Origin of the sequence: Streptomyces sp. NRRL WC-3605, assembly GCF_001509795.1 — a bacterium.
Classification (GTDB): Bacteria; Actinomycetota; Actinomycetes; order Streptomycetales; family Streptomycetaceae; genus Streptomyces; species Streptomyces viridochromogenes.
In genome coordinates this window covers 45,517-66,081 of record NZ_LLZN01000102.1, presented here as the reverse complement: position 1 = coordinate 66,081, position 20,565 = coordinate 45,517, and the positions used below count along the sequence as shown (strand labels likewise).

Genomic DNA, 20,565 nt, shown 5'->3' with positions numbered 1-20,565 from the left:
CCGCGCGGCACGGATCCGAGGAGACGTGATGCCCGAAGCACCACCGGACGACGAGCCGGCCCTGCGCGTCGAAGCCCTCGACGTGACCTACGGCCGGGCCGTGTCCGCCCTGCGTTCCGTGTCCCTGACCGTCCCGCACGGCTCGGTCGTCGCCCTGCTCGGCGCCAACGGGGCCGGCAAGACGACCCTCCTGCGCGCCGTGTCCGGCACGCTGCGCCTGCACCGCGGCGCCGTCACGGCCGGCCGGATCCGCTACGGAGCCACGGAACTCGACGGACGCGACCCGGTCGCCGCCGTGCGCGCCGGGGTCGTCCAGGTACCCGAGGGCCGCCGTGTCTTCGCCGGGCTCACCGTCGACGAGAACCTGCGCACCGGCGGCCTCGGCCTGGGGCGGCGTAGACCGGCGCAGGTCGACGAGGCCCGCGACCGGGTCTTCACCCTCTTCCCGCGGCTGGCCGAACGCACCCGGCAGGCCGCGGGACTGCTCTCCGGCGGCGAACAGCAGATGCTCGCCATCGGCCGCGCCCTGATGGCCGCGCCACGGCTGCTCCTGCTGGACGAACCCTCCCTGGGCCTCGCCCCGCAGATGGTGTACCGGATCGCCGAGGTCGTCCGCGAGATCAACGCGCAGGGCACCGCCGTCCTGCTGGTCGAGCAGAACGCGGGCATGGCGCTGTCCCTCGCCGACACCGCCCACGTCCTGGAGGTCGGCGAGGTCCGGCTGTCCGGGCCCGCCGACGAACTCGCCCGCACCGACGCCGTACGCCGGCTGTACCTGGGGGAGACACCGGAGCCCGGCGACGCCGGCGGGGCGACGAAGACCACCGAGGGGCAGGGAGCCGCGTGACCGTCCGCACCACCGCACCGCCGGAACTGGCCGTGACGGACGTGACCGTCCGCTTCGCCAGTCTCACCGCCCTGGACACGGTGTCCTTCACCGTCGCCCCGGGCACCGTCCACGCGCTCATCGGCCCCAACGGAGCCGGCAAGTCCACCTGCTTCAACGTCCTCTCGGGACTGTGCCGCCCGGCGTCCGGCACCGTACGCCTCGGCGGCGCCGACCTGACCCGGCTCGCCCCGCACCGCATCGCCGCCCTCGGCGTGGCCCGCACCTTCCAGAACATCGTCACCACCCAGGGCACCGTCGCCGACAACCTGATGCTCGGCCGGCACGCCCTGTCCCGGGCCGGCTTCGCAGCCAGCGCGCTGCGCCTGCCGCACGCCCGCCGCGAGCAGCGCACACACCTCGCACGGGCCCGCGAGATCGCCGAACTCACCGGCCTCGCCGAGCACTTCGACAGCCCCGTCGCCCTGCTGTCCTACGGCGACCGCAAGCGGGTGGAGTTCGCGCGCGCCCTGTGCCTGGAACCGAGCGTCCTGCTGCTGGACGAGCCGGTCGCCGGGATGAACGCGGCCGAACGCGCCCGCGCCGTCGAGGTCGTGCACACCGTACGCGCCGAACTCGGCCTGTCCGTCGTCCTCGTGGAACACGACATGGGCCTGGTGATGCGGCTCGCCGACGAGGTCACCGTCCTCGACTTCGGCCGGGTCATCGCCCACGGCACCCCCGACGAGGTCCGCGGCGACCCCGAGGTGCTGCGCGCCTACCTCGGCACCGGCGCCGACGAGGAGGACGCCGCATGACCACCTTCCTGGACACCCTATTCAACGGCCTCGCCCTGGGCGCGGTCTACGCCCTCGTCGCCCTCGGCTTCGTCATCATCTTCAAGGCGTCCGGCGTCATGAACTTCGCGCACGGCTCGCTGCTGCTGCTCGGCGGCTACCTCACCGCCGTGCTCCACGACGACCTCGGCTTCGCCGCCGCCCTCGCCGTGTCCGTCCTGGTCACCGCGGCCGTGGCCGGCGCCATGGACCGCTTCCTGCTCCAGGCCGGCGGGGGAGCGGACCCGCACACCGCCCACGTCCAGACCATCGTCACCATCGGCGTCGACATCGTCATCCTCACCGACCTGTCCCGGCGCATCGGCGGCGACCTCCTCTCGCTCGGCGACCCCTGGGGCGACGACGTCAGCGCGCTGGGCCCGGTCACCGTGGCCGACAGCCGGATCGCCGCCATCGTCGTCTCGGCCCTCGTCATCACCGGCGTCTTCGCCCTCTTCCGGTACACCTCCTGGGGCCTGTCGCTGCGGGCCGCCGCCGAGGACGTCGAGGCCGCCTCCCTCATGGGCGTGCGGCTGGTGCGGGTCCGGATGCTCGCCTGGTGCCTGGCCGGCGCCCTCGCGGCCCTCGCGGCCGTCTTCCTCGCCGCGTTCCCCGCCCCCGGCCTGGAACGGACGACCGGGCAGATCGCCCTGAAGGCGTTCCCCGCGGCGATCCTCGGCGGCATGGCGTCCCCGCCGGGCGCGCTCGCCGGCAGCCTGCTGATCGGACTCACCGAGGCGCTCGTCGCCGGCTACCAGTCCGAACTGCACGTCCTCGGCGAGGGGTTCGGAGACGTCGCCCCCTACGCGGTGATGGTGCTCGTGCTGCTCGTCCGGCCCACCGGGCTGTTCGGCGGAAAGGCGGCGGTCCGTGTCTGAACGACCCTCCCGCACCCGCGCGCTGCGCCTCGGCCGGACCTTTGCCGCCGTGGCCGTCCTGTGCGCCCTGCCCTTCTACCTGGACGCGTTCTGGCTGCGCATCGGCCTGTTCTCGATGGCCGCGGCCGTCGGCGCGGTGGGCCTCGGCCTGCTGTCCGGCACCGCCGGCCAACTCTCCCTCGGCCACGCCTTCTTCCTCGCCGTCGGCGCCTACGGCTATGTGTGGCTGGCCGGCGAGCCCGGACCGGGGCTCCCGACCTCCGTGGCCGCCGTGCTGGCGGTGCTGCTGGCCGGGGCGGCGGGCGGGCTGTTCAGCCCCGTCGCCGGCCGGGTGCGCGGCGTCTACCTGGGCGTCGCCACGCTGGCCCTGGTCTTCCTCGGCCACCACGTCCTGCTCACCGCGGACTCCGTGACCGGCGGCTTCAACGGCCGTTCCGTGCCGCCGCTGGAACTCGGCGGGTTCTCCTTCTCCAGCGACTCCGAACTGACGCTCCTGGGCGTGCCGTTCGGGGCCGAGGAGCGCCTGTGGTACCTGGGGCTCGCCCTGTTCGCGGTCACCTGGTTCACCGCCCGGGGGCTGCTGCGGGGCCGTCCCGGACGCGCCCTGGTGGCGCTGCGCGACAGCGAGACCGCCGCCGCCGTGATGGGCGTCGACGTCGCCCGCCACCGCGCGGCCGCGTTCGTGGTGTCGTCGATGTACGCGGGCCTCGCCGGGGTGCTGCTCGCGCTGGCCTTCCGCCGGGTGGTGCCCGACTACTTCGGACTCGTCCTGTCCATCGACTACCTCGCGATGATCGTCATCGGCGGGCTCGGCTCGGTCGCGGGCGCCACCGCGGGCGCGGTCTTCGTCACGGCGCTGCCCCTGCTGATGACCCGTTACGCCGACCAGCTCCCGCTCGTCGCGGCCCCGGGCACCGACGACGGCACCGTCGGCCCCACCGAGGCCGCCCGCTACCTCTACGGCGCCGCGATCGTGCTGATCCTCCTCTTCGCCCCCGACGGACTGCACGGCCTGGCCCGCCGCCTGCGCGCCCGTCTGCGCCGCATCCGCGCCGCGCCCCCGCCCGCCGGCGCCACCGCGCCCTCCCCGTCCCCCGCGTCAGCCGTACGAGCCAAGGAGCCCACCCCGTGAAGCCCACGCACGACCCCGCGCACCGCGCCGCCCCCCGCACCAGGACCCTCCTGGCCGCGGCCCTCGCCGCCCTGCTGCTCGCCGGCACCGGATGCAGCTCCAAGGCCGACTCCTCCAAGAACGCCGGGGAGGGCGCCGGCGGCATCAAGACCGGCCCCGGCGTCACCGACAAGACGCTCAGGCTGGGCGCGCTGACGGACCTCACCGGGCCGTACGCGACCCTCGGCAAGAGCATCGTGCAGGCCCAGCAGATGTGGGCCGACGAGGTCAACGCCGACGGCGGCATCTGCGACCGGCGCGTGGAGATCGTCGTCAAGGACCACGGCTACGACGTCCAGAAGGCGGTCACCGCCTACGCCGACCTCTCCTCCGACGTCGTCGCCCTGCCCCAGGTCATCGGCTCGCCCGTGATGGCCGCGCTGCTCGACGACATCGAACGGGACAAGGTGCTGACCTTCCCGCAGGCCTGGGCAGCCTCCCTGCTCGGCAAGGACTCCGTGCAGGTCCTGGGCACCACCTACGACGTCGACATGATCGCCGCCGTCGACTACCTCACCCGCACCAAGAAGGTCGCGAAGGGCGACACGATCGGGCACGTCTACTTCGAGGGCGACTACGGCGCCAACGCGCTCGAAGGCTCCGAGTGGGCCGCGAAGAAGGCGGGTGTGAAGGTCGCCGGGCAGAAGATCAAGGCGACCGACACCGACCTGTCCGCCCAGGTCTCGGCGCTGCGGAAGGAGGGCGTCAAGGCGATCCTCATCAGCGCCGGGCCCGCCCAGACCGCCTCGCTGGTCGGTGTCGCCGCCTCACGGGGCCTGAAGGTGCCCGTGGTCAGCAGCGCCCCCGGCTACGCCCCGCAGCTGATGAAGACACCGGCCGCGCCGGCCCTCGCCGCCCTGCTGCACATCGTCAGCGCGGCACCCGCGGTCAGCTCCGACCTGCCCGGGGTGCGCGAGATGGTCGCCGCCTACCAGAAGAAGTACCCGGGCTCCCTGCTGGACGCCGGGGTGCTGTCTGGCTACAACGCCGCCCGGATCCTGGGCGACGACCTGAAGAAGGCCTGCGAGAAGGGCAGTCTGGCCCGCGAGGACGTGGTCGCGGCGCACCGCGGGCAGTCCGCGGTCGACGTCGGCCTCGGCACGGCGCAGGACTTCTCCGACAAGGCCCGGCCGGCCAGCACCGAGAGCTATGTGCTCAAGCCCGACGCCAAGGCGGTCGGCGCCGTCGTGAACGAGGAGGACGCGCAGACCGCGCCCGGGGTGAAGGAGTACCTGGACTCCCGCGGCTGACGACGCGCCAGGCCGTCCCCGTACGGGACGGGCGGGCCCCGGCGGCCCCCGCCCGTCCCGTACGATCAGCCGGTCCCCAGCCGCGCGAGGAGAAGTTCCCGGTGACCTCCGTCGTACCCCCGTCCCGTCCCGCTCCCTCGCCGACGCCGGTGGAGCTGCTGACCCGCACGGAGGACGGCGAGTCGCTTGGTTCCCTGCTGTGGCGGGCCGGGGAGGGCTGGCGGATGATCAGCAACGCCGTCCTCGGCGGGGGCATCGGTGAACGCGCCTGGGTCCTCAACGCGCAGGTCGCCCACGGCTACCGGCGCACCGACCCGGACCGGCACCTCGCCGGACTCGCCCGGGACGCGGGCGCGCACGGGCCGGGCGTCGGGCTGATGACGGCCGCGGACGTCCGGGCGTACGGCAGCGGGCACGACGGCGGGGTCACGGCCGTCGCCACCGCGGGCCTCGGCGTGCGCGGCTGGGCGGCGGACTGGACGGAGACCGCCTCGCCGGCCGTTCGCCCCGGGACCGTGAACATCGTGGTCGCCGTGCCCGTGGCCCTGACCGACGCGGCCCTGGTCAACACGGTGATGACCGCGACCGAGGCGAAGGTGCAGGCGCTGGTCGACGCCGGGCTCGACTGCTCCGGCACCCCCACGGACGCCGTGTGCGTGGCCGCGCGCCGCCCGCGCCCCGGCGAGGAGACGCACGCGTTCGGCGGGCCCCGCTCCCTGTGGGGTTCCCGCGTGGCCCGCGCGGTCCACCGGGCGGTCGGCGCCGCGAGCCGGTGAACCTTTCCGGTCACAGCACTAGCTCTCCGTCGGACCACCGCTCGCCGTGACCTCACGGCCGGTGTCCATGCCCCGCAGCGCCTGCCGCACCGACCACAGGACGGCCACGAAGGGCACGGCCACCACCGCGCCGATGAACCCGGCCGCGATGGCCCCGCCCACGACGGCCAGAGCCACGACGACGGGGTGCAGGCTGACCGCCCAGCTCAGCACGAGGGGATGCAGCACATGCCCCTCGAGCTGCCCGATGACGACGATCAGGGCCACCACGATCAGCGCCGTCATCGGCCCCTTCGCCGCCAGCGCCACGACGGCCGCGACGGCCAGCGCGACGGGTGAGCCGATCAACGGGATGAAGGCGGCCGCGAACTCCAGCAGCGCGAGCGGCACGGCGAGTGGCACCCGCAGCGCGAGCAGGGCGACCCCGACGAGCACGGCGTTGGTGCCCGCGACCAGCAGGATGCCGTGCGTGTACCCCGTGAAGGTCCGCCAGGCGGCCCGGCCCGCCACCCCGACCGGCCGTCGCGCGGACGCGGGGAGCTGGTCGCAGATCCACCGCCACTGCCGGTCGCCCGAATGCGTGAAGAACACGGCGCAGAACAGCGCCAGCGCGAGCACGGTGAGGACCTCCACGAGCCGGCTCGCCCCGCTCACGGCCTCACTGATGACCGTGGAACGGTGCTCGGACAGCAGGGTGCCGATCCGCTTCTGCACATCGCTGAAGGTGTCCTCGGGCAGCCGGAACGGCGGCCCCTCCAACTGGTCCTCGATCCGGTCGATGCCCTTCTCGAACTCGCTCTGCAGGCCCCTGCGCTGATCGGCCACCGTCTCGGCGACCAGCACCAGCGCCCCGATCACGAGCGCGAGGGCGCCGACGAGGGCCGTCGCCACCGCGAGCGGCCGGGGCAGCCGGCGGGCGAGGAGCCCGGTGACCGGCCGCAGCACCGTGGTGAGGACCAGCGCCAGGAACACGGCGACGGCGATCCGGTGGAACTGCCCGAGCACCGAGAAGGCGGCCCGTACGACGACCGCGACCGCGATGATCCGCCACGCGTAGGCGGCCGACGTCCGCAGCCAGCCCGGCACGCCCGTGCCCGCGCCGCCCGGGCGACCCGGCGGCGGGGAGGACGGATCGCGGGAGGTGGCCATCTCCAAGCCCCCTACCACCGGGTGTCCGGCGGATCGCGGACGGCGCCGGGAATTCGCCCGAAGGCCGGTACCCCACGACAATCAGGAGATGTACGGCATCTCCGGCCGCCCGGTCGCGTCATGCCGTGACGCGTCGCCGTGGGCGCCGGCCCGGGAGGACATGCTGATGGGCGCTGAGGGTTCGCCGCCGGTGCGGACGGCGACGCACCGCGGGCACCGGCCGTGACCGGCCCGGCGCGGCGGACCGCGATCCTGCGCCGGGCGGTGCGCGTGGCGCTCGCCGCGTCCGTGGGCTTCTACACCTGCCTGTACGGCTTCGACGAGCCGGTGCTCGCGCTGTACGCGCTCTTCGCGCCGATCTCGCTGGGCCTGCTGTCCACCGTCCCGGGCTCCGGGCGGCAGCGGGCCGCGGTCATGCTCAAGGCCCTGCCCGTGGGCCTCGCGCTGGTGGCGCTCGGCACCGCGCTGGCCGTGCACACCTGGGCGGCCGTGCTCGGCATGCTCGTCGTGGGCTTCCTGCTGGCCTTCGCGGCCGTCGCGGGCCCCCGCCCGGCCGGGGCCGCCCCCGCGCTCCAGCTGTTCTACATCCTCGCGTGCTTCCCGCCGTACGACCCCGGCGCGCTGGGGCTGCGGCTGGCGGGACTCTCCCTCGGCGTGCTGCTCCTCGTGCTGTGCGAACTGTTCGTCCTGCCGGACCCGCCCGACCCGACCTACCGTGCCGCGCTCGCGGCGGCACTGCGGACGGCCCGCGACGCCGTCACGGGGGAGGCCGTGCTCTCCCCGCAGGCCCTGCGCGAGGCGGGGGCGCGGCTGCGGCTGTCCGGGGTGGCGCCCGCGCAGCGGCCCGCCGGACCCGGACGCGCCATGCGCGGGCTGGCCCAGGCGGGGACCGCCGGCCGCCGGCTCCTCGAACTGCTGGCCCATCTGACCGAGACCGGCGAGCTGCGCGCCCTCGCCACCGGGGGGCAGGGCGCGAACGGCACGGACCGGGCCCTGCGTTCGCTCCTGCCACGGGTGACGGGCCTGCTCGACGAGACCGTCACCGCGTTGCGCACCGGCCGCGCCGCGCCCGGCCCGCACCGCATGGACGAAGCGATCGAGGACTTCCAGCGCATCCGCGTCCGGCAGGCCGCCGGACCCGCCGAAGAGGTGCCGCCCGCGGACGTGCTGCGCCGGCAGGCGCTGCTGCTGTCGATCGCCGAGGCCGTGCGCACCCTGGAGATCTCCGTGCGGGTCGGCCTGGACGGGCGGCGTACCGCGCCCATCGACCCGCCGGTGCTGTTCTGGTACACGTACAGCACCACCCCGCGGCTGTGGCTGCGGCGGATCACCGGGAACCTGACACCGCGTTCCGTGCAGTTCCACAACGCGTTGCGCATCGCGCTGGCGCTCGCCGCGGCACGGCTCGTCGCCGGGTCGCTCGACCTGGCCCACGGCTTCTGGGTGCTGCTGACCGTGCTCACCCTGAGCCGGACCACCGTCGGCGAGACCTGGGCGGCGATCCGCCTGGCCGTCCTCGGCAACCTGCTGGGCGCCGTCACCGCCGGGGCGCTGCTCATCGGGCTGGGCCGGCACACCGACGCCTACGCCGCGATGCTGGCCCCCGCCATGCTGCTCGCGTTCTCCGTGGGGCCGCTGCTCGGCATCGCCTGGGCGCAGGGGCTGTTCACGCTGGTGGTGTCGTCCGCCTTCGCCCAGATCACCCCGGCGTCCTGGCAACTGGCCGAGGCCCGCGTCGTGGACGTCGTCACCGGCAGCGCGATCGGACTGCTGTGCGGACTGCTGGCCTGGCCGTCCGGTGCGCGGGCGGAGGCGCGCCGCACCATGGCGGGGCTCCTGCGCGAGTGCGGCCCCCTGATCAAGGGCACCGTCGGCATGCTCGCCGCCGTGCCGCCCGGGTCGGTGCCGCCCCCGCCGACGCTGCCCGCCCTGCACCGGTACCGGCTCGCGGAGGCCGCCTACGCGCAGTTCCGCAGCGAACCCGGGGGCGGCGGGCACGGCGGGGCCGACTGGCAGGCCGTCCTCATGACCGCGCACCACGTCTTCCTGGGCGCCCAGTGGCTGCCCCGCTTCGACCTCCCCGTCGCGGCGCTGCCGCCGTCCGCGGCCGACCGGGAACGGGCCGGCGCCCGGGCCCTCGCCGAGACCACCGACCGGCTGGCCGCGCTGTGCGCCGGTGAACCGCCGCCGCCCCGGCGGACGGACCCCCCGGCCGAGCGCCCGCCGGGGCCGCCCACGCCGGCGCTGGTCGACCTCGACACCTGGCTGCGCGGCCTGGCCGCCCAGCTCGGCCGGATCGAGTCCCGGCTGCCCGGAGCGCTCGCACCCCCTGGCGGTTCGAGCGGGCGAAACCCCGTGCCGTAGCGCGGGAACGTGCCCGGGCGGTGGTCCACTGGGAGTCCGTTTCACTCCGACATGTACCGGTTCCGGTCGGCACGGGACCTGGGACAGCCGGGTGAGCCGCGGGCCCCGGGGGTACGCGGGCCTCACCTTCACGGCCGCGTTCGGCCCATGGAGTGCATTCGGCCGGCAGACCGAGCAGGCGGGGAACACATGGGCGCATCCACACCCGAGGCGTCGGCAGAAGTGCAGGTGTGCAGGTGACGGAGAGTGAGAAGGGGTCGTGCATGCTGGAACTGAGGCCGACGGCAGCCGACGCGGCCCACGAGCCCGGGACGGCCCTCGACGCCGCCCGCGGTGTCGACGCCGTGCTGGACGACGTCCTGGACACGCGACTGCGGCAGGCCCACCAGGTGGACCCGGTCCACGCCGAGGACGTCGCCGGCCGGGTCGCGGCCCTGATCCGCAGAGGCGGCAAACGGCTGCGCACCGCGTTCGTCTGGTGCGGATGGCGGGCGGCCGGCGGCACGGGCGACGCCACCGCCGTCCTGCGCACCGGCGCCGCCCTCGAACTCCTCCAGACGTGCGCGCTCATCCACGACGACCTGATGGACGGCTCACCGCTGCGCCGGGGCGGACCCGCGATGCACGTGGAGCTGGCCCGCCTGCACACCGCCGCCCGGATGACCGGCTCGGGGGAGTCCTTCGGCGCCTCCGCCACCGTCCTCGCCGGCGACCTGGCCCTCGCCTGGGCCGACGACCTGCTCACCGAGACGGCCATGCGCCTCCCGCACGGCCCGCGGCTGTACGAGGAGTGGCGGGCCATGCGCGGCGAGATGGTCGCCGGGCAGTACCGCGACCTGCACGCCCAGGCCACCGGCACGTCCGGCGTCGAGGAGGCGCTCACCGTCGCCACCCTGAAGAGCGCCCTGTACACGGTCGAACGGCCGCTCGCCCTGGGCGCCGCGCTCGCCGGGGCCGACGCCGGGACGGTGGACGCGCTGCGCCGCGCCGGACGGGACGCCGGGCTCGCCTTCCAGCTGCGCGACGACCTGCTCGGCGCGTTCGGCGACCCCGCGCTCACCGGGAAGCCGGCCGACGACGACCTGCGCACCCGCAAGCTGACCTATCTCCTCGCCGTCGCCGTCCGGCTCGCCGACGCCTCCGGCGACGAGGAGGCCATGGCGGCGCTCGCGCCCGGCCCCGCCACGCGGCCGGACGACGCCGTCGAACGGATGCGCAAGGCGCTGGAGTGGACCGGCGCCCGCGCACTGACCGAGACGAAGATCGCCGAACTGGCCGCGGCGAGCCTGCGGCACTTCGAGGAGACCGGCGCGGACACCGCCGTGCGCGAGGAGTTCGCCGCGCTGGTCGCGCGGGTCTCGGGCGGCGTCCCCGAGCGGACGGAGGACATCGCGTGAGGACCGTACCGGGACCGACGGAACACGTCGTCGTCGTGGGCGCCGGGCTGTCCGGCCTCGCCTGCGCCCTCCACCTGCTGGGCGCCGGACGCCGGGTCACCGTCGTCGAACGCGACACCGGCCCCGGCGGCCGGGCCGGACGCGTCCAGCTCGGCCCGTACGCCGTCGACACCGGACCCACCGTCCTGACCATGCCCGACCTGGCCGACGAGGCGTTCGCGGCGGTCGGCGACAGCCTCGCCCGGCACGTCGAGCTGATCCCGCTGCACCCCGCCTACCGGGCGCTGTTCGCCGACGGCAGTGCACTGGACGTGCACACCGACGGCGCGGCCATGGAGGAGGAGGTGCGGCGGTTCGCCGGGCCGGCCGAGGCGGCGGGCTACCGCGACCTGCGCGGCTGGCTCGAACGCCTCTACCGGGCGCAGATGGGCCGCTTCATCGACGCCAACTTCGACTCACCGCTGCAACTCCTCGGCCCCGACCTGGCCAGGCTCGCCGCCCTCGGCGGCTTCGGCCGCCTCGACCGGCGGATCGGCCGCTTCCTCGGAGACGAGCGGCTGCGGCGCGTCTTCTCCTTCCAGGCCCTGTACGCCGGGGTCGCGCCCGCCCGCGCTCTCGCCGCCTACGCCGTGATCGCCTACATGGACACCGTCGCCGGCGTCTGGTTCCCGCGCGGCGGCATGCACGCCCTGCCCCGCGGAATGGCCGACGCGGCCGCCGAAGCCGGCGCCGACCTGCGCTGGTCGGCCGAGGTGGACGCGCTGGAGCAGTCCGCCGGCCGGGTCCGCGCGGTACGCCTCGCGTCCGGCGAGCGCATTGCCTGCGACGCGGTGGTGCTGACCTGCGAACTGCCGGCCGCCTACCGGCTCCTGGGCCGCACCCCGCGCCGCCCGGTCCCGCTGCGGCACTCCCCGTCCGCCGTGGTCCTGCACGCCGGAACCGACCGCACCTGGCCCGGCCTCGCCCACCACACGCTGTCCTTCGGCGCGGCGTGGGAGTCCACCTTCGACGAACTCACCCGCACGGGCGACCTGATGAGCGACCCCTCCCTGCTCATCACCCGCCCCACCGCCCACGACCCCGAACTGGCCCCGCCCGGACGGCATCTGCACTACGTCCTGGCCCCCTGCCCGAACACCGACGTCGGCCCGTCCGCCCCCGCCTGGCGCGACCTCGGCCCCCGCTACCGGGACAGTCTCGTCGCCGAGCTCGAACGGCGCGGCCTGACGGGCTTCGGCGCGAGCGTCCAGGAGGAGATGCTGGTGACCCCGCTGGACTGGGCCGCCCAGGGCCACGCGGCGGGCAGCCCCTTCTCGGTCTCCCACACCTTCGCGCAGACCGGCCCCTTCCGGCCCCGCAACCTCCTGCGCGGCCTCGACAACGCCGTCCTGGCCGGCTGCGGAACCACCCCCGGGGTGGGCGTGCCCACGGTGCTCGTCAGCGGCAAGCTCGCCGCCGCCCGCATCACCGGCGTCACCGCGCGCCGCCGCCCGCCCCGCGCCCGTGCCCTCCCGCCGACCGGGCGCCTCGCGTCCGCCCCGACCGTACGAGGTACCGATGTCCCGTCGTGAACTCGACGCCGCCCGGATCACCGACCCCGCGCTGCGCGACGCCTACCTGCGCTGCCGGACCCTCAACGCCCGCCACGGGCGCACCTACTTCCTCGCCACCCGGCTGCTGCCGGTGGAACGCCGCTGCGCCGTGCACGCCCTGTACGGCTTCGCGCGCTGGGCGGACGACATCGTCGACGACCTCGACCGCGGCGGCACCCCGGCCGAACGGGACGTGCTGCTGCGCCGCCTGGAGAGCGACCTCGCCCACGGACTGCGCGCCGGCGGCGGCGACGAACCCGTGGTCCGCGCCGTCGCCGACACCGCCGCCCGGTACGGCATCGACACCGCGCTGTTCGCCGACTTCATGGCCTCGATGCGGGCCGACCTGACGGTCACGGACTACCCGGCCTACGCCGACCTGCGCGCCTACATGCACGGCTCGGCCGCGGTCATCGGCCTGCAGATGCTGCCGGTGCTCGGCACCGTCGTACCCCGCGAGGAGGCGGCCCCGCACGCCGCGGACCTCGGCGTCGCCTTCCAGCTCACCAACTTCCTGCGGGACGTGGGCGAGGACCTGGACCGGGGCCGCGTCTACCTGCCGGCCGACCTGCTCGCCGCGCACGGGGTGGACCGGCCCCTGCTGGAGTGGAGCCGCCGCACCGGCCGGCGCGACCCCCGCATCCGCGCCGCGTTCGTCGCCGCCGAGGCCCTGACCCGCGAGGTCTACCGGGCCGCGGAACCCGGCATCGAGATGCTGGAACCCCGCGTCCGGCCCTGCATCCGCACCGCGTTCACCCTGTACGGCGGCATCCTCGACGCCATCGCCGAGCAGGGTTACGACGTCCTGCACCGCCGCGCGGTCGTCTCCCCCGGCCGCCGCGCGGCCACCGCCGCGGCCGGCGCCGTCCGCATCCTCGCGGCCCGCCGCCACACCACCACCCGCGCCGCGCACCCGGCCCCCCGGGCCGGGCAGCCGGCGCCGCATACGAAGGGGCAGGCACGGTGACCCGACGACCGGACGACGCCCGCTGGACCTCACCGCTGCGCTTCCGGCGCCCGCCGGACTGGGCGCGGCAGCAGCCCTCCTGGCGGCAGGCCCGCCCCGCGCTCATCGCCGACGCCCTCAAACGCGCCTCGGCCCGCCCCTCCGGCAACTGGTTCGTCGTCGGCGCCTCCCGGGACATCCGGACCGGTGAACGCCCGTACGGCCGAACGGTCGGCGGCGTCGAGGTCGTGCTGTGGCGCGGGGAGGACGGGACCCCGCACGCCGGGTCCGGGATCTGCCCGCACCTGGGGGCGCCGCTGCGCGACAGCCGCGTGGTGTGCGGCACGCTGGTGTGCCACTGGCACGGACTCGCCCTGGACGGGGCGCCGTTCGCCGGCTGGGAGCCCTACCCCGTGCACGACGACGGCGTCCTCGTCTGGGTACGGCTCGACCAGGTCGGCGGCGAGGAGCCGCTGGAGCGGCCGGTGGTGCCGCGGCGCCCGGCCGGGGGCGCGCTGGACGCCGTGTTCACGGCCGTGGGGGAGTGCGAACCGCAGGACGTGGTCGCCAACCGGCTCGACCCCTGGCACGGCTCGTGGTTCCACCCGTACTCGTTCGTCGACCTCAAGGTGGTCGGCTCACCGGACGGCGACGGTGACGACGCGTTCGTGGTCGACGTCTCCTTCCGGGCGCTGGGCTCCTGGGTGGTGCCGGTGCGCGCCGAGTTCACGGCACCCGACCCGCGCACCGTCCTCATGCGCATCACCGAGGGCGAGGGGGCGACGTCCGTGGTGGAGACCCACGCCACGCCGCTGACCGCCGAGGGCGCGAGCAGGCCGCGCACGGCCGTGGTCGAGGCGATCGTCGCCGCCTCCGACCGCCGCGGCTTCGCCCTGGCCAGGGCCGCCGCCCCGGCACTGCGCCCCCTCATGCGCCGCACGGCCGGACGCCTGTGGCGCGACGACCTGGCCTACGCGGAACGGCGCTGGACCCTGCGCAGCACGGGGCGCTTCCCCGGCTGAGCGCAGGGCGGGCGCCTCAGCGGGCCGCCAGCGCCCGCAGCACCGGTGACCGCCCCGCGCGGGGCACCGTCCACAGCACCTGGCCGCGCACCCCCCGCGCGGCCAGCAACGCGTTGGCCGCGAGGAAGCCCGTCGTGGCGGCCCGTTCCATCAGGGCCACGGGAAGGTCGCAGCGGACGGCGTCCCCGGCCAGCGTCAGCCAGGGGTGCGGGGTGCGGACCCGGGGCCGGCGGTCGTACGAACCCACCGGGAACAGGGGGCAGTCGGCACGCCACTCGTGCCGGGCGTCCACCACCCGAGCCTCCCGGGTCTCCGGATACACCTCGTGCAGCCGTTCGAGGAGACCGCGCTCCACCTTCTCGTGCCGGCCGCCGGTGACCGCGTAGGCGTGCAGTTCCACCACCGAGCCGCCCGTCCGCCGGGCCCAGCGCCGGGCCTCGCCCTCGTAGCGGTCGAGGACGCTGATGTTGTCGAGGCCGTCGTAGCCGCTGGTGCCGAGGAAGCCGGGCCGTTCCGGGCGGACGGGCCGGTCCAGCCAGAGCCGGGACACGAGGAACGGCGGGGCCGTCCGCAGCGCGTCGACGTCCTCCCGCCAGTCCTCCGTCCCCAGTGAGGGCGACGCGGCGACCAACCGCCGAAGCGCGCCGGGATCGAGGGCGAGCACCACCGCGTCGTGCGCCGTGGCCCCGGAGCCGGTCTCCACCTCGGCGCCGCCGCCAGCGCGCGGCTCCACGGTGTGCACGGGCGTGCCGGTGCGCACGACCGCGCCCAGCCGCTCGAGGTAGTCGCCCAGCGGCTCCCACAGGGCCTGCGGGAACGGCTCGTCGGGCACGTCGAAGAGCAGCCCCTCCGACGAGCCGAGGAAGTAGATGTGGAACATCAGCAGCAGCTCGGCCGCCGACAGCTCCGCGGGGTCGGCGAAGAAACTCCGGGAGAACACCTCGAACGCCAGATGGTGCGCGGTCTCCGGGAAGCGCACCCCGTCGAGGAAGCGCGTCGCGCTGATGCCGTCGAAGCGCTCGTACACCTCCGGCACGCGCACGTCGAGCAGCGGCAGGGCGGCACGCGCGTTCATCGCGGCCAGGTCGCGCCAGCCGAAGGTGGGGCTGAGGACGACGAAGCCGAGCGCGCTGAACGGCGGGGTGCGCGGCACCTTCGCGAAGCTGTCGGTCAGGCCGCCGCTGTGCCGCAGCGGGTAGTCCGGCAGCGGGGTGAGCCGGTCCAGCCCGGGATCGGTGCGCCGCAGCAGGCCGCGCAGGTTGTAGTACTGGCGGAAGAACGCGTGGAACCCGCGGCTCATCGTGACGTCGGAGCCGTCCGCCAGCCGGGTGCGCGTACCGGCGAGCCGGCCGCCCAGGGACTGCTCCCGCTCGTACAGGGTGACCCGCGCGCCCCGCTCGGCCAGCAGGGTGGCCGCGGCGAGTCCCGCGATCCCGCCGCCGATCACGGCGACGGACGGCGCGTCCCCGGCCGCGAACCGCTCCCGTCCGGGCGCGGGCATCAGTACCTCGGCCTTGCGGTCGCGGCCGCGCCGGGCCGCGGCGGGGCGGGTCCGGGCGCTCATCGGGCCTCCTCCGGCCGTGCGGAGGAGCCGTTACGGGCGAGGAAGGTGTGCACGATGCCGGTCTGCCACCCGGCGACGGGCAGTGCCCGTACGTCCGTGAAGCCGGCCCGGGCCAGCCGGTCCGTGAACTGCGGGACGGTGTCGAAGCCGAGGACGCTGTGCCCCAGGTGCCGGTACAGGACGCGGTCGCCCGTGAGGCTGCCCATCGGGACGATAACCCCGTCGCACACCGCCCGCCACAGCGCCCGGTGAACCGCCGAACCGCTGAGGCTGTACTCGTGGACGGCCAGCCGCCCGCCCGGCCGCAGCAGGGAGGACCGGACGGTGCCGAGCACCTGGTCGGGGTCGGTGACGTTGCGGAACAGATAGGCGGCGAACACCGCGTCGTACGGGCCCTCGTCGGCCGTCACGGTCTCCTCGGCCGTGCGGTGCAGGAACCGCACCCGCTCCGGCCAGGGCTTGGCGAGCGCCCGGCGCAGCATGCCGGACGACGCGTCGACCGCGGTGATACGGGCGCGGGGCGCGGCCCGCAGCAGGGCGCGGGTGGAGGCGCCGGTGCCGCAGCCGAGGTCGAGGACGTGCAGCCCCTCGCCGCCCCGGGGAAGCCGCAGCCGCCGTGCCGAGCGCAGGAGTTCGGCGCGGTAGCCGGGGTTGAGCGCGGTGAGGCGGTCGTAGGTGCCCGACGCGTGGTCGAAGGCGCGGGCCAGGTCGTGGTCGCGCAGCAGTGTCATGGGAGGCGGTCTCCGGATCGTGGTGCTGGGTGGGATCGGCGGGGCAGGAAGGGCAGTTCGAGGGCGGTGCGCAGCATCGGGCCCACGGGACCGCGCAGTCCGATGGACCACTCCTCGCGGAGCGTCGTGCCGCCGTCGAGGAACCGCAGCAGCCGCTCGGCCGGGGTGTGGGCGAACAGGCCGGTGAAGAAGGCGGGTCCGTCGATCCGGCCGGTGTCCAGGGCGCGCAGCATCACCGCGTCCATGGCCAGGGCCCGCCGCCCGTGCGGCGCCGGCACGCGCGGGCGGCCCGCGGCCAGGGAGGCGGCGACCGCCAGGCTCTGGCGCTGGGCGGCGGCGAAGGTGTACCCGGTCGAGGGGCGGGTCGCCCCGCCCGCCGTGCCGATCCGGTACACCGACGGCCCGACCCGCACCGGGAAACGCGCGTCGGTCATCGGCACGACGCCCTGCTCGGCCGTCTCCACGGCGAACGCGCCCAGCCCGAGGACGTCGTGGCAGTACCGGTCGAGGGCCTTCTCGTAGGCCGGGGTCGTCAGGGGCGTCCGGGAGAACTCCGTGTACTCGACGAGGGCGTGGTCGGGCGTGAGCGGCAGGACGTACCCGAAGGCGAGCCCGTGCACGGGCTGCGGCACCCGGAAGTCCATCAGGTCGGCGACGGCGGGGTCGAACCGGGGCCGTGCCGTCCGAACGAACCAGCCGCGGAAGTGCTGGAGCAGCCGCGTACGGGCCGGAGGCAGGGCGGTCAGGGGCCGTGAGTCGAAGACGAGGCGGGCCCGCACGGTCAGCGGACTCCCGTCCGGCGCCGTGCAGTCGGCCTCCGCCCCGCCGGGCGTGTCACGTACGGCACCGGCCGTGGCGCGCAGGACGCCGCAGCCGGGCCGCTCCGCCAGCCGGGCGTGCACGTACTCCTCGAACCGCGTCGAACGCAGCATCCGGTAGCGCAGCGGGGACGGGTCGACGGTGTGTGCGGCGCCGTCGCCGCCGTGCACCCGCAGCCGCGGCCAGGACGCGCTGACGACGCCGTCGAGGCCGCACGTGCCGTCGTCCCAGAAGCACCAGGTGCGGACCGGAGGACGGGACGGGCCGTCGGGCGGCTCCACGACGAGCACGCCCGCGCGGCCGGTCCCGGCCAGCCGGTGCGCGAGGGAGAGCCCGGCCGCACCGCCGCCCAGGACCAGCACATCGGTCTCCCGGACTGGAGTCGCGTTCATACGGCCCCCCGGAGGGGGGCGGTGCGCACAAGGGGGCCGTCGCTGGTCACGCCTCGCTCCGGATCCGGGGGCCGGTCGCCGTCTCGGTACGCCCCCTCTTCCGGCCGCCGCCCGCCGCCGGATGCACCCGGGCCGCACCGGGGGACACCGCGCACGCGCCCCGGCACCCGGTCACCGCGGCTCCCGTCCGGACAGGCCGTCATGGTCCTCCTCGCCTCGTCGCGACCACAGCTACCGCGCCGGACGGGTCGCCGGCGGACGGCCCGCCCGTGGCCCCGGCACGGCCCACCCGAATCGCCCTGCGCGATGCGCGTACCCGCCGCGCGGCGGTCGAGACGGCCCCGGTCACCCCGGCATGCGCTGCTCCACGGCGGCGACCGCCTCCTCCAGGCTCGTCGGGCGGGGCATCCCGGGCATCGGGGCCCCCGCCCAGCCCGGTCCCAGGGGCAGCACCACCGGCCTCCGGCGTGCCCCCCGCACACCCCACTCCATCGCGGCCACGTGCTGGGCCAGCGGCCGGCTCGCCGTCGACCGGCCCTGGGCCCACAGCCCCACCACCGCGGGCCCGGTCCGCCGTACGGCCGCCACCAGCGACCCGGCCGGCAGCGCCCCGCCGAACATCCGCACGGGGACGCCGCGTTCGGTCAGGGCGGCGGCCAGCACCTCCAGCGGCAGCGTGTGGGTCTCCCCGGGGACGCACGCGAGCACGGCGACGGCGCCCGGACGGTTCGCGGCCACGGGCCGCGCGCCGCGCCGCAGCGCGCCGGAGACGTGCCAGGACAGGAAGTGCTCCACCTCGACGTAGCGGTCGCCCGAGCTCTCCCACTTCCTGCCGACCGCCTGCAGCGTCGGCATGATCACCTCGGTCCAGGCGGTGACCATTCCGTGCTCCTCGATCGCTTCCGCGAGCAGGGTGTCCAGGGCGGGCGCGTCCAGCCGCAGCGCCGCGCGGGCGATCCCCTTGCACTCCTGGCGCACGTCCCCGAGACGCAGCCCGCTGCCGGCCCGGCTGCGCCCGGGCTTGCCCCGCGGGGCCGGGGAATCGACGCGAGTCCGGATGTCGCCGATGTCCTCGGGTGCCTCCTCGCGGGCCAGGCGCGCCGCCTCGGCCGGGGCGAGCCCGTTGGCGGTCAGCGCGCACATGCGCTCCAGCCGGGCGACGTCGGCCGGTGTCCAGCGGCGGTGCCTGCCGCCCGTGTGCGCGTCCGGGCCCAGGCCGTAACGCCGGTCCCAGGTGCGGACGGTGGTGGGGGCCACGCCGAGCCGCCGGGCGACCTCGCCCGTCGTCAGCCCGCCGCCGGCCCCGGCGTCCCCGTCGTCGTGCGTGCCTGTGTCCATACCGGCAGTGTACGACGCACAAACGACGCGTGTTGCCTGCGTCGTTTCGTGGTTCCGACACTGAGGGCCGCGCCGGTCAGCGGCGAAAGTCACAGCTCGTACGGCGGCCTTCCCCGGCAGACGGCGAGCGGCAGGAGGAACCGGGCCATGAGCACGCAACTGCGAACCGTCACGTCCGCGCCCCCGTCCGCCGGCGCCGCGCCGGCCGAGGAGACCCTGTACGAGGAGGAGCTGGCCCGCGGTCTGCTCGCCGCCGACGAGCAGGCCTTCGCGGCGATCTACCGGCGCTGGGGCTCTCTCGTCCACACCATGGCCACCCGGTCCCTCGGCGACACCCACGAGGCCGAGGACGTCACCCAGCAGGTGTTCATAGGCGCCTGGCGGGGACGGCACGGCTTCCGTCCCGAGCGCGGCCCGCTCGGCGCCTGGCTCGTCGGCATCACCCGCCGCAAGATCGTCGACGCGCTCGCGGCGCGCACGAGGCGCCTGACGCTGGCCGAGGTCGCGGGCCACGCCTCCACGCCGGACGTGGCCGGGGGCGTCGGGCCCGACGACGTACTGGACCGGGTCCTGCTGGTGGACGAACTGTCCCGGCTGCCCGCCCGGCAGCGACAGGTCCTCTGCCTGGCCTTCTTCCACGACCTGACGCACGCCCAGATCGCCGAGCGCACGGGCCTCCCCCTGGGCACCGTCAAGAGCCACACCCGTCGCGGCCTGTACCGGCTCCGCGGCGTCCTCGAGCAGAGCCGCACCGACGCGCGGAGCATCTAGGGTCTTTCGTCGGGATCAGGCCGGATCCCAACGAAAGACCCTGGGCGCATTGATCACGAGCGTCCCGTTCGGCTCCACCTTCGAGACACGCCCCAGGCCGCATCCGCCGCCCGCCCCGCGCCCGAAACAGCGACGAGTCCTCATGGAGGACGAGTTCACGCGCGAGAGGACGATCCATGAAGGCCCGCACCGCCCCGCCGCCCGCCGGCCGCCGTGTCTGAGGCCGCGCCCGGGCACCTGGCGCCCGCCACCCTGGTGGAGTGGGCGCTGCGCGGCGACCTACCCGGCGACGACGGAGAAGCCACACGCCACCTCACGTCCTGCGCGGCATGCCGGGAGCAACTGTCCCGGCTGCGCCGGGTCGTGACCCTCGCCCGCGAGGTCGAGGCGCGGGACCTCCCCGCGGTCCCGTCCCGGCACGTCTGGGAACGCATCGAGGAGGAACTGCGCGCCTCAGGCGAGCCGGACGGCCGTCTGCCCGACGACTGAGCCGGCGCGACGCAGGACGCCGTCAGGGCGACTCCTCGGCGGAACGGCACACCGGGCAGGTCAGCCGGCGCGCGGGCCGGCTGTGGATGACCTTGCCGGGCTGCGCGGAACCCCGCATCTGCACCGGCTCCGTGTGCACGTGCTCGGGGCAGACCGCCGCCCCGCACACGTTGCACACCGCGACCGCCTCGGTCATGCGGTCCAACTGGTTGCACTCGTAACAGTTCATATTCCGGACCTCTCCGCCGGCGCGC

19 protein-coding genes are annotated in these 20,565 nt (G+C 75.6%); 13 read left to right on the top strand and 6 right to left on the bottom strand.

Features of this window, described 5'->3' with window-relative positions; genetic code table 11:
- The first annotated feature begins 28 nt into the window (after positions 1–28).
- From ADL34_RS31580 to ADL34_RS31555, 6 genes are all read left to right on the top strand, one after another.
- A complete protein-coding gene (locus ADL34_RS31580; protein ID WP_062664851.1) occupies positions 29–847 on the top strand; it encodes an ABC transporter ATP-binding protein in 819 nt (272 codons plus the stop codon).
- Entirely contained in the window at positions 844–1,644 is an 801-nt protein-coding gene (locus tag ADL34_RS31575; protein ID WP_062664853.1) for an ABC transporter ATP-binding protein, read from the top strand. The genes ADL34_RS31580 and ADL34_RS31575 overlap by 4 nt, the downstream gene beginning before the upstream one ends.
- A complete protein-coding gene (locus tag ADL34_RS31570; RefSeq protein WP_062664855.1) occupies positions 1,641–2,540 on the top strand; it encodes a branched-chain amino acid ABC transporter permease in 900 nt (299 codons plus the stop codon). Before ADL34_RS31575 ends, ADL34_RS31570 begins: the two co-directional genes overlap by 4 nt.
- Positions 2,533–3,672 carry a branched-chain amino acid ABC transporter permease gene (locus ADL34_RS31565; RefSeq protein WP_420714239.1) on the top strand — a complete coding sequence of 380 codons (1,140 nt, stop codon included), beginning with the start codon at positions 2,533–2,535 and terminating at the stop codon, positions 3,670–3,672. Before ADL34_RS31570 ends, ADL34_RS31565 begins: the two co-directional genes overlap by 8 nt.
- A complete protein-coding gene (locus ADL34_RS31560; RefSeq protein WP_062664857.1) occupies positions 3,669–4,961 on the top strand; it encodes an ABC transporter substrate-binding protein in 1,293 nt (430 codons plus the stop codon). The genes ADL34_RS31565 and ADL34_RS31560 overlap by 4 nt, the downstream gene beginning before the upstream one ends.
- 101 nt (positions 4,962–5,062) lie before the next feature.
- Positions 5,063–5,737, top strand: a complete 675-nt coding sequence (locus tag ADL34_RS31555; RefSeq protein WP_062664859.1) for an adenosylcobinamide amidohydrolase — start codon at positions 5,063–5,065, stop codon at positions 5,735–5,737.
- An 18-nt stretch (positions 5,738–5,755) separates the two neighbouring features.
- Here ADL34_RS31555 and ADL34_RS31550 read toward each other — a convergent pair whose 3' ends face one another.
- Positions 5,756–6,886 (bottom strand): AI-2E family transporter, encoded by a 1,131-nt coding sequence (locus ADL34_RS31550; RefSeq protein ID WP_062664861.1) that lies wholly within the window; start codon positions 6,884–6,886, stop codon positions 5,756–5,758.
- Positions 6,887–7,108: 222 nt separating this feature from the next.
- Between ADL34_RS31550 and ADL34_RS31545 the strand changes: the two genes are divergently transcribed.
- The 5 genes from ADL34_RS31545 to ADL34_RS31525 all read left to right on the top strand — a co-directional run bounded on the left by ADL34_RS31545 (position 7,109) and on the right by ADL34_RS31525 (position 14,207).
- On the top strand, positions 7,109–9,250 hold the full coding sequence (locus tag ADL34_RS31545) for an FUSC family protein (RefSeq protein ID WP_062664864.1): 2,142 nt from the start codon (positions 7,109–7,111) through the stop codon (positions 9,248–9,250).
- A 263-nt stretch (positions 9,251–9,513) separates the two neighbouring features.
- Complete coding sequence (locus ADL34_RS31540) at positions 9,514–10,647, top strand: polyprenyl synthetase family protein (RefSeq protein WP_062664866.1); 1,134 nt, start codon at positions 9,514–9,516, stop codon at positions 10,645–10,647.
- Positions 10,644–12,218 carry a phytoene desaturase family protein gene (gene crtI, locus ADL34_RS31535; RefSeq protein ID WP_062664868.1) on the top strand — a complete coding sequence of 525 codons (1,575 nt, stop codon included), beginning with the start codon at positions 10,644–10,646 and terminating at the stop codon, positions 12,216–12,218. Before ADL34_RS31540 ends, crtI begins: the two co-directional genes overlap by 4 nt.
- The gene (locus tag ADL34_RS31530; RefSeq protein WP_079034003.1) at positions 12,205–13,206 is read left to right on the top strand and encodes a phytoene/squalene synthase family protein; all 1,002 of its coding nucleotides are present in this window, start codon (positions 12,205–12,207) and stop codon (positions 13,204–13,206) included. Before crtI ends, ADL34_RS31530 begins: the two co-directional genes overlap by 14 nt.
- Positions 13,203–14,207, top strand: coding sequence for a DUF5914 domain-containing protein (locus ADL34_RS31525; RefSeq protein WP_107115562.1), 1,005 nt, complete (start codon positions 13,203–13,205; stop codon positions 14,205–14,207). Before ADL34_RS31530 ends, ADL34_RS31525 begins: the two co-directional genes overlap by 4 nt.
- A gap of 16 nt (positions 14,208–14,223) precedes the next feature.
- Here ADL34_RS31525 and ADL34_RS31520 read toward each other — a convergent pair whose 3' ends face one another.
- From ADL34_RS31520 to ADL34_RS31505, 4 genes are all read right to left on the bottom strand, one after another.
- On the bottom strand, positions 14,224–15,771 hold the full coding sequence (locus ADL34_RS31520) for an FAD-dependent oxidoreductase (protein ID WP_062664870.1): 1,548 nt from the start codon (positions 15,769–15,771) through the stop codon (positions 14,224–14,226).
- A complete protein-coding gene (locus ADL34_RS31515; RefSeq protein WP_062664871.1) occupies positions 15,768–16,502 on the bottom strand; it encodes a class I SAM-dependent methyltransferase in 735 nt (244 codons plus the stop codon). Before ADL34_RS31515 ends, ADL34_RS31520 begins: the two co-directional genes overlap by 4 nt.
- The gene (locus tag ADL34_RS31510; RefSeq protein ID WP_062664873.1) at positions 16,499–17,713 is read right to left on the bottom strand and encodes a lycopene cyclase family protein; all 1,215 of its coding nucleotides are present in this window, start codon (positions 17,711–17,713) and stop codon (positions 16,499–16,501) included. Before ADL34_RS31510 ends, ADL34_RS31515 begins: the two co-directional genes overlap by 4 nt.
- Before the next feature lie 345 nt (positions 17,714–18,058).
- Positions 18,059–19,051, bottom strand: coding sequence for a MerR family transcriptional regulator (locus tag ADL34_RS31505; RefSeq protein ID WP_062664875.1), 993 nt, complete (start codon positions 19,049–19,051; stop codon positions 18,059–18,061).
- A gap of 147 nt (positions 19,052–19,198) precedes the next feature.
- Here ADL34_RS31505 and ADL34_RS31500 point away from each other — a divergent pair, with 147 nt between their 5' ends.
- Together ADL34_RS31500 and ADL34_RS31495 are read left to right on the top strand one after the other, a co-directional pair.
- Positions 19,199–19,822: an RNA polymerase sigma factor gene (locus ADL34_RS31500; RefSeq protein WP_062739844.1), complete on the top strand. Its 624-nt coding sequence runs from the start codon at positions 19,199–19,201 to the stop codon at positions 19,820–19,822.
- 213 nt (positions 19,823–20,035) lie between these two features.
- Positions 20,036–20,311, top strand: a complete 276-nt coding sequence (locus ADL34_RS31495; RefSeq protein ID WP_062664877.1) for a hypothetical protein — start codon at positions 20,036–20,038, stop codon at positions 20,309–20,311.
- A 22-nt stretch (positions 20,312–20,333) separates the two neighbouring features.
- On the opposite strand, the gene ADL34_RS31490 is transcribed toward ADL34_RS31495, so the two are convergent.
- A complete protein-coding gene (locus ADL34_RS31490; protein ID WP_062664879.1) occupies positions 20,334–20,540 on the bottom strand; it encodes a DUF2180 family protein in 207 nt (68 codons plus the stop codon).
- Positions 20,541–20,565: the final 25 nt, after the last annotated feature.

Excerpts from the sequence above, each read along its gene's own strand:
- ADL34_RS31530 (WP_079034003.1), top strand. The coding sequence starts at position 12,205 with ATGTCCCGTCGTGAACTCGACGCCGCCCGGATCACCGACCCCGCGCTG.
- ADL34_RS31580 (WP_062664851.1), top strand. The coding sequence starts at position 29 with ATGCCCGAAGCACCACCGGACGACGAGCCGGCCCTGCGCGTCGAAGCC.
- ADL34_RS31510 (WP_062664873.1), bottom strand. The coding sequence starts at position 17,713 with ATGAACGCGACTCCAGTCCGGGAGACCGATGTGCTGGTCCTGGGCGGC.
- ADL34_RS31505 (WP_062664875.1), bottom strand. The coding sequence starts at position 19,051 with ATGGACACAGGCACGCACGACGACGGGGACGCCGGGGCCGGCGGCGGG.
- ADL34_RS31540 (WP_062664866.1), top strand. The coding sequence starts at position 9,514 with ATGCTGGAACTGAGGCCGACGGCAGCCGACGCGGCCCACGAGCCCGGG.
- ADL34_RS31500 (WP_062739844.1), top strand. The coding sequence starts at position 19,199 with ATGAGCACGCAACTGCGAACCGTCACGTCCGCGCCCCCGTCCGCCGGC.
- ADL34_RS31520 (WP_062664870.1), bottom strand. The coding sequence starts at position 15,771 with ATGAGCGCCCGGACCCGCCCCGCCGCGGCCCGGCGCGGCCGCGACCGC.
- ADL34_RS31550 (WP_062664861.1), bottom strand. The coding sequence starts at position 6,886 with ATGGCCACCTCCCGCGATCCGTCCTCCCCGCCGCCGGGTCGCCCGGGC.
- ADL34_RS31570 (WP_062664855.1), top strand. The coding sequence starts at position 1,641 with ATGACCACCTTCCTGGACACCCTATTCAACGGCCTCGCCCTGGGCGCG.
- ADL34_RS31490 (WP_062664879.1), bottom strand. The coding sequence starts at position 20,540 with ATGAACTGTTACGAGTGCAACCAGTTGGACCGCATGACCGAGGCGGTC.
- ADL34_RS31515 (WP_062664871.1), bottom strand. The coding sequence starts at position 16,502 with ATGACACTGCTGCGCGACCACGACCTGGCCCGCGCCTTCGACCACGCG.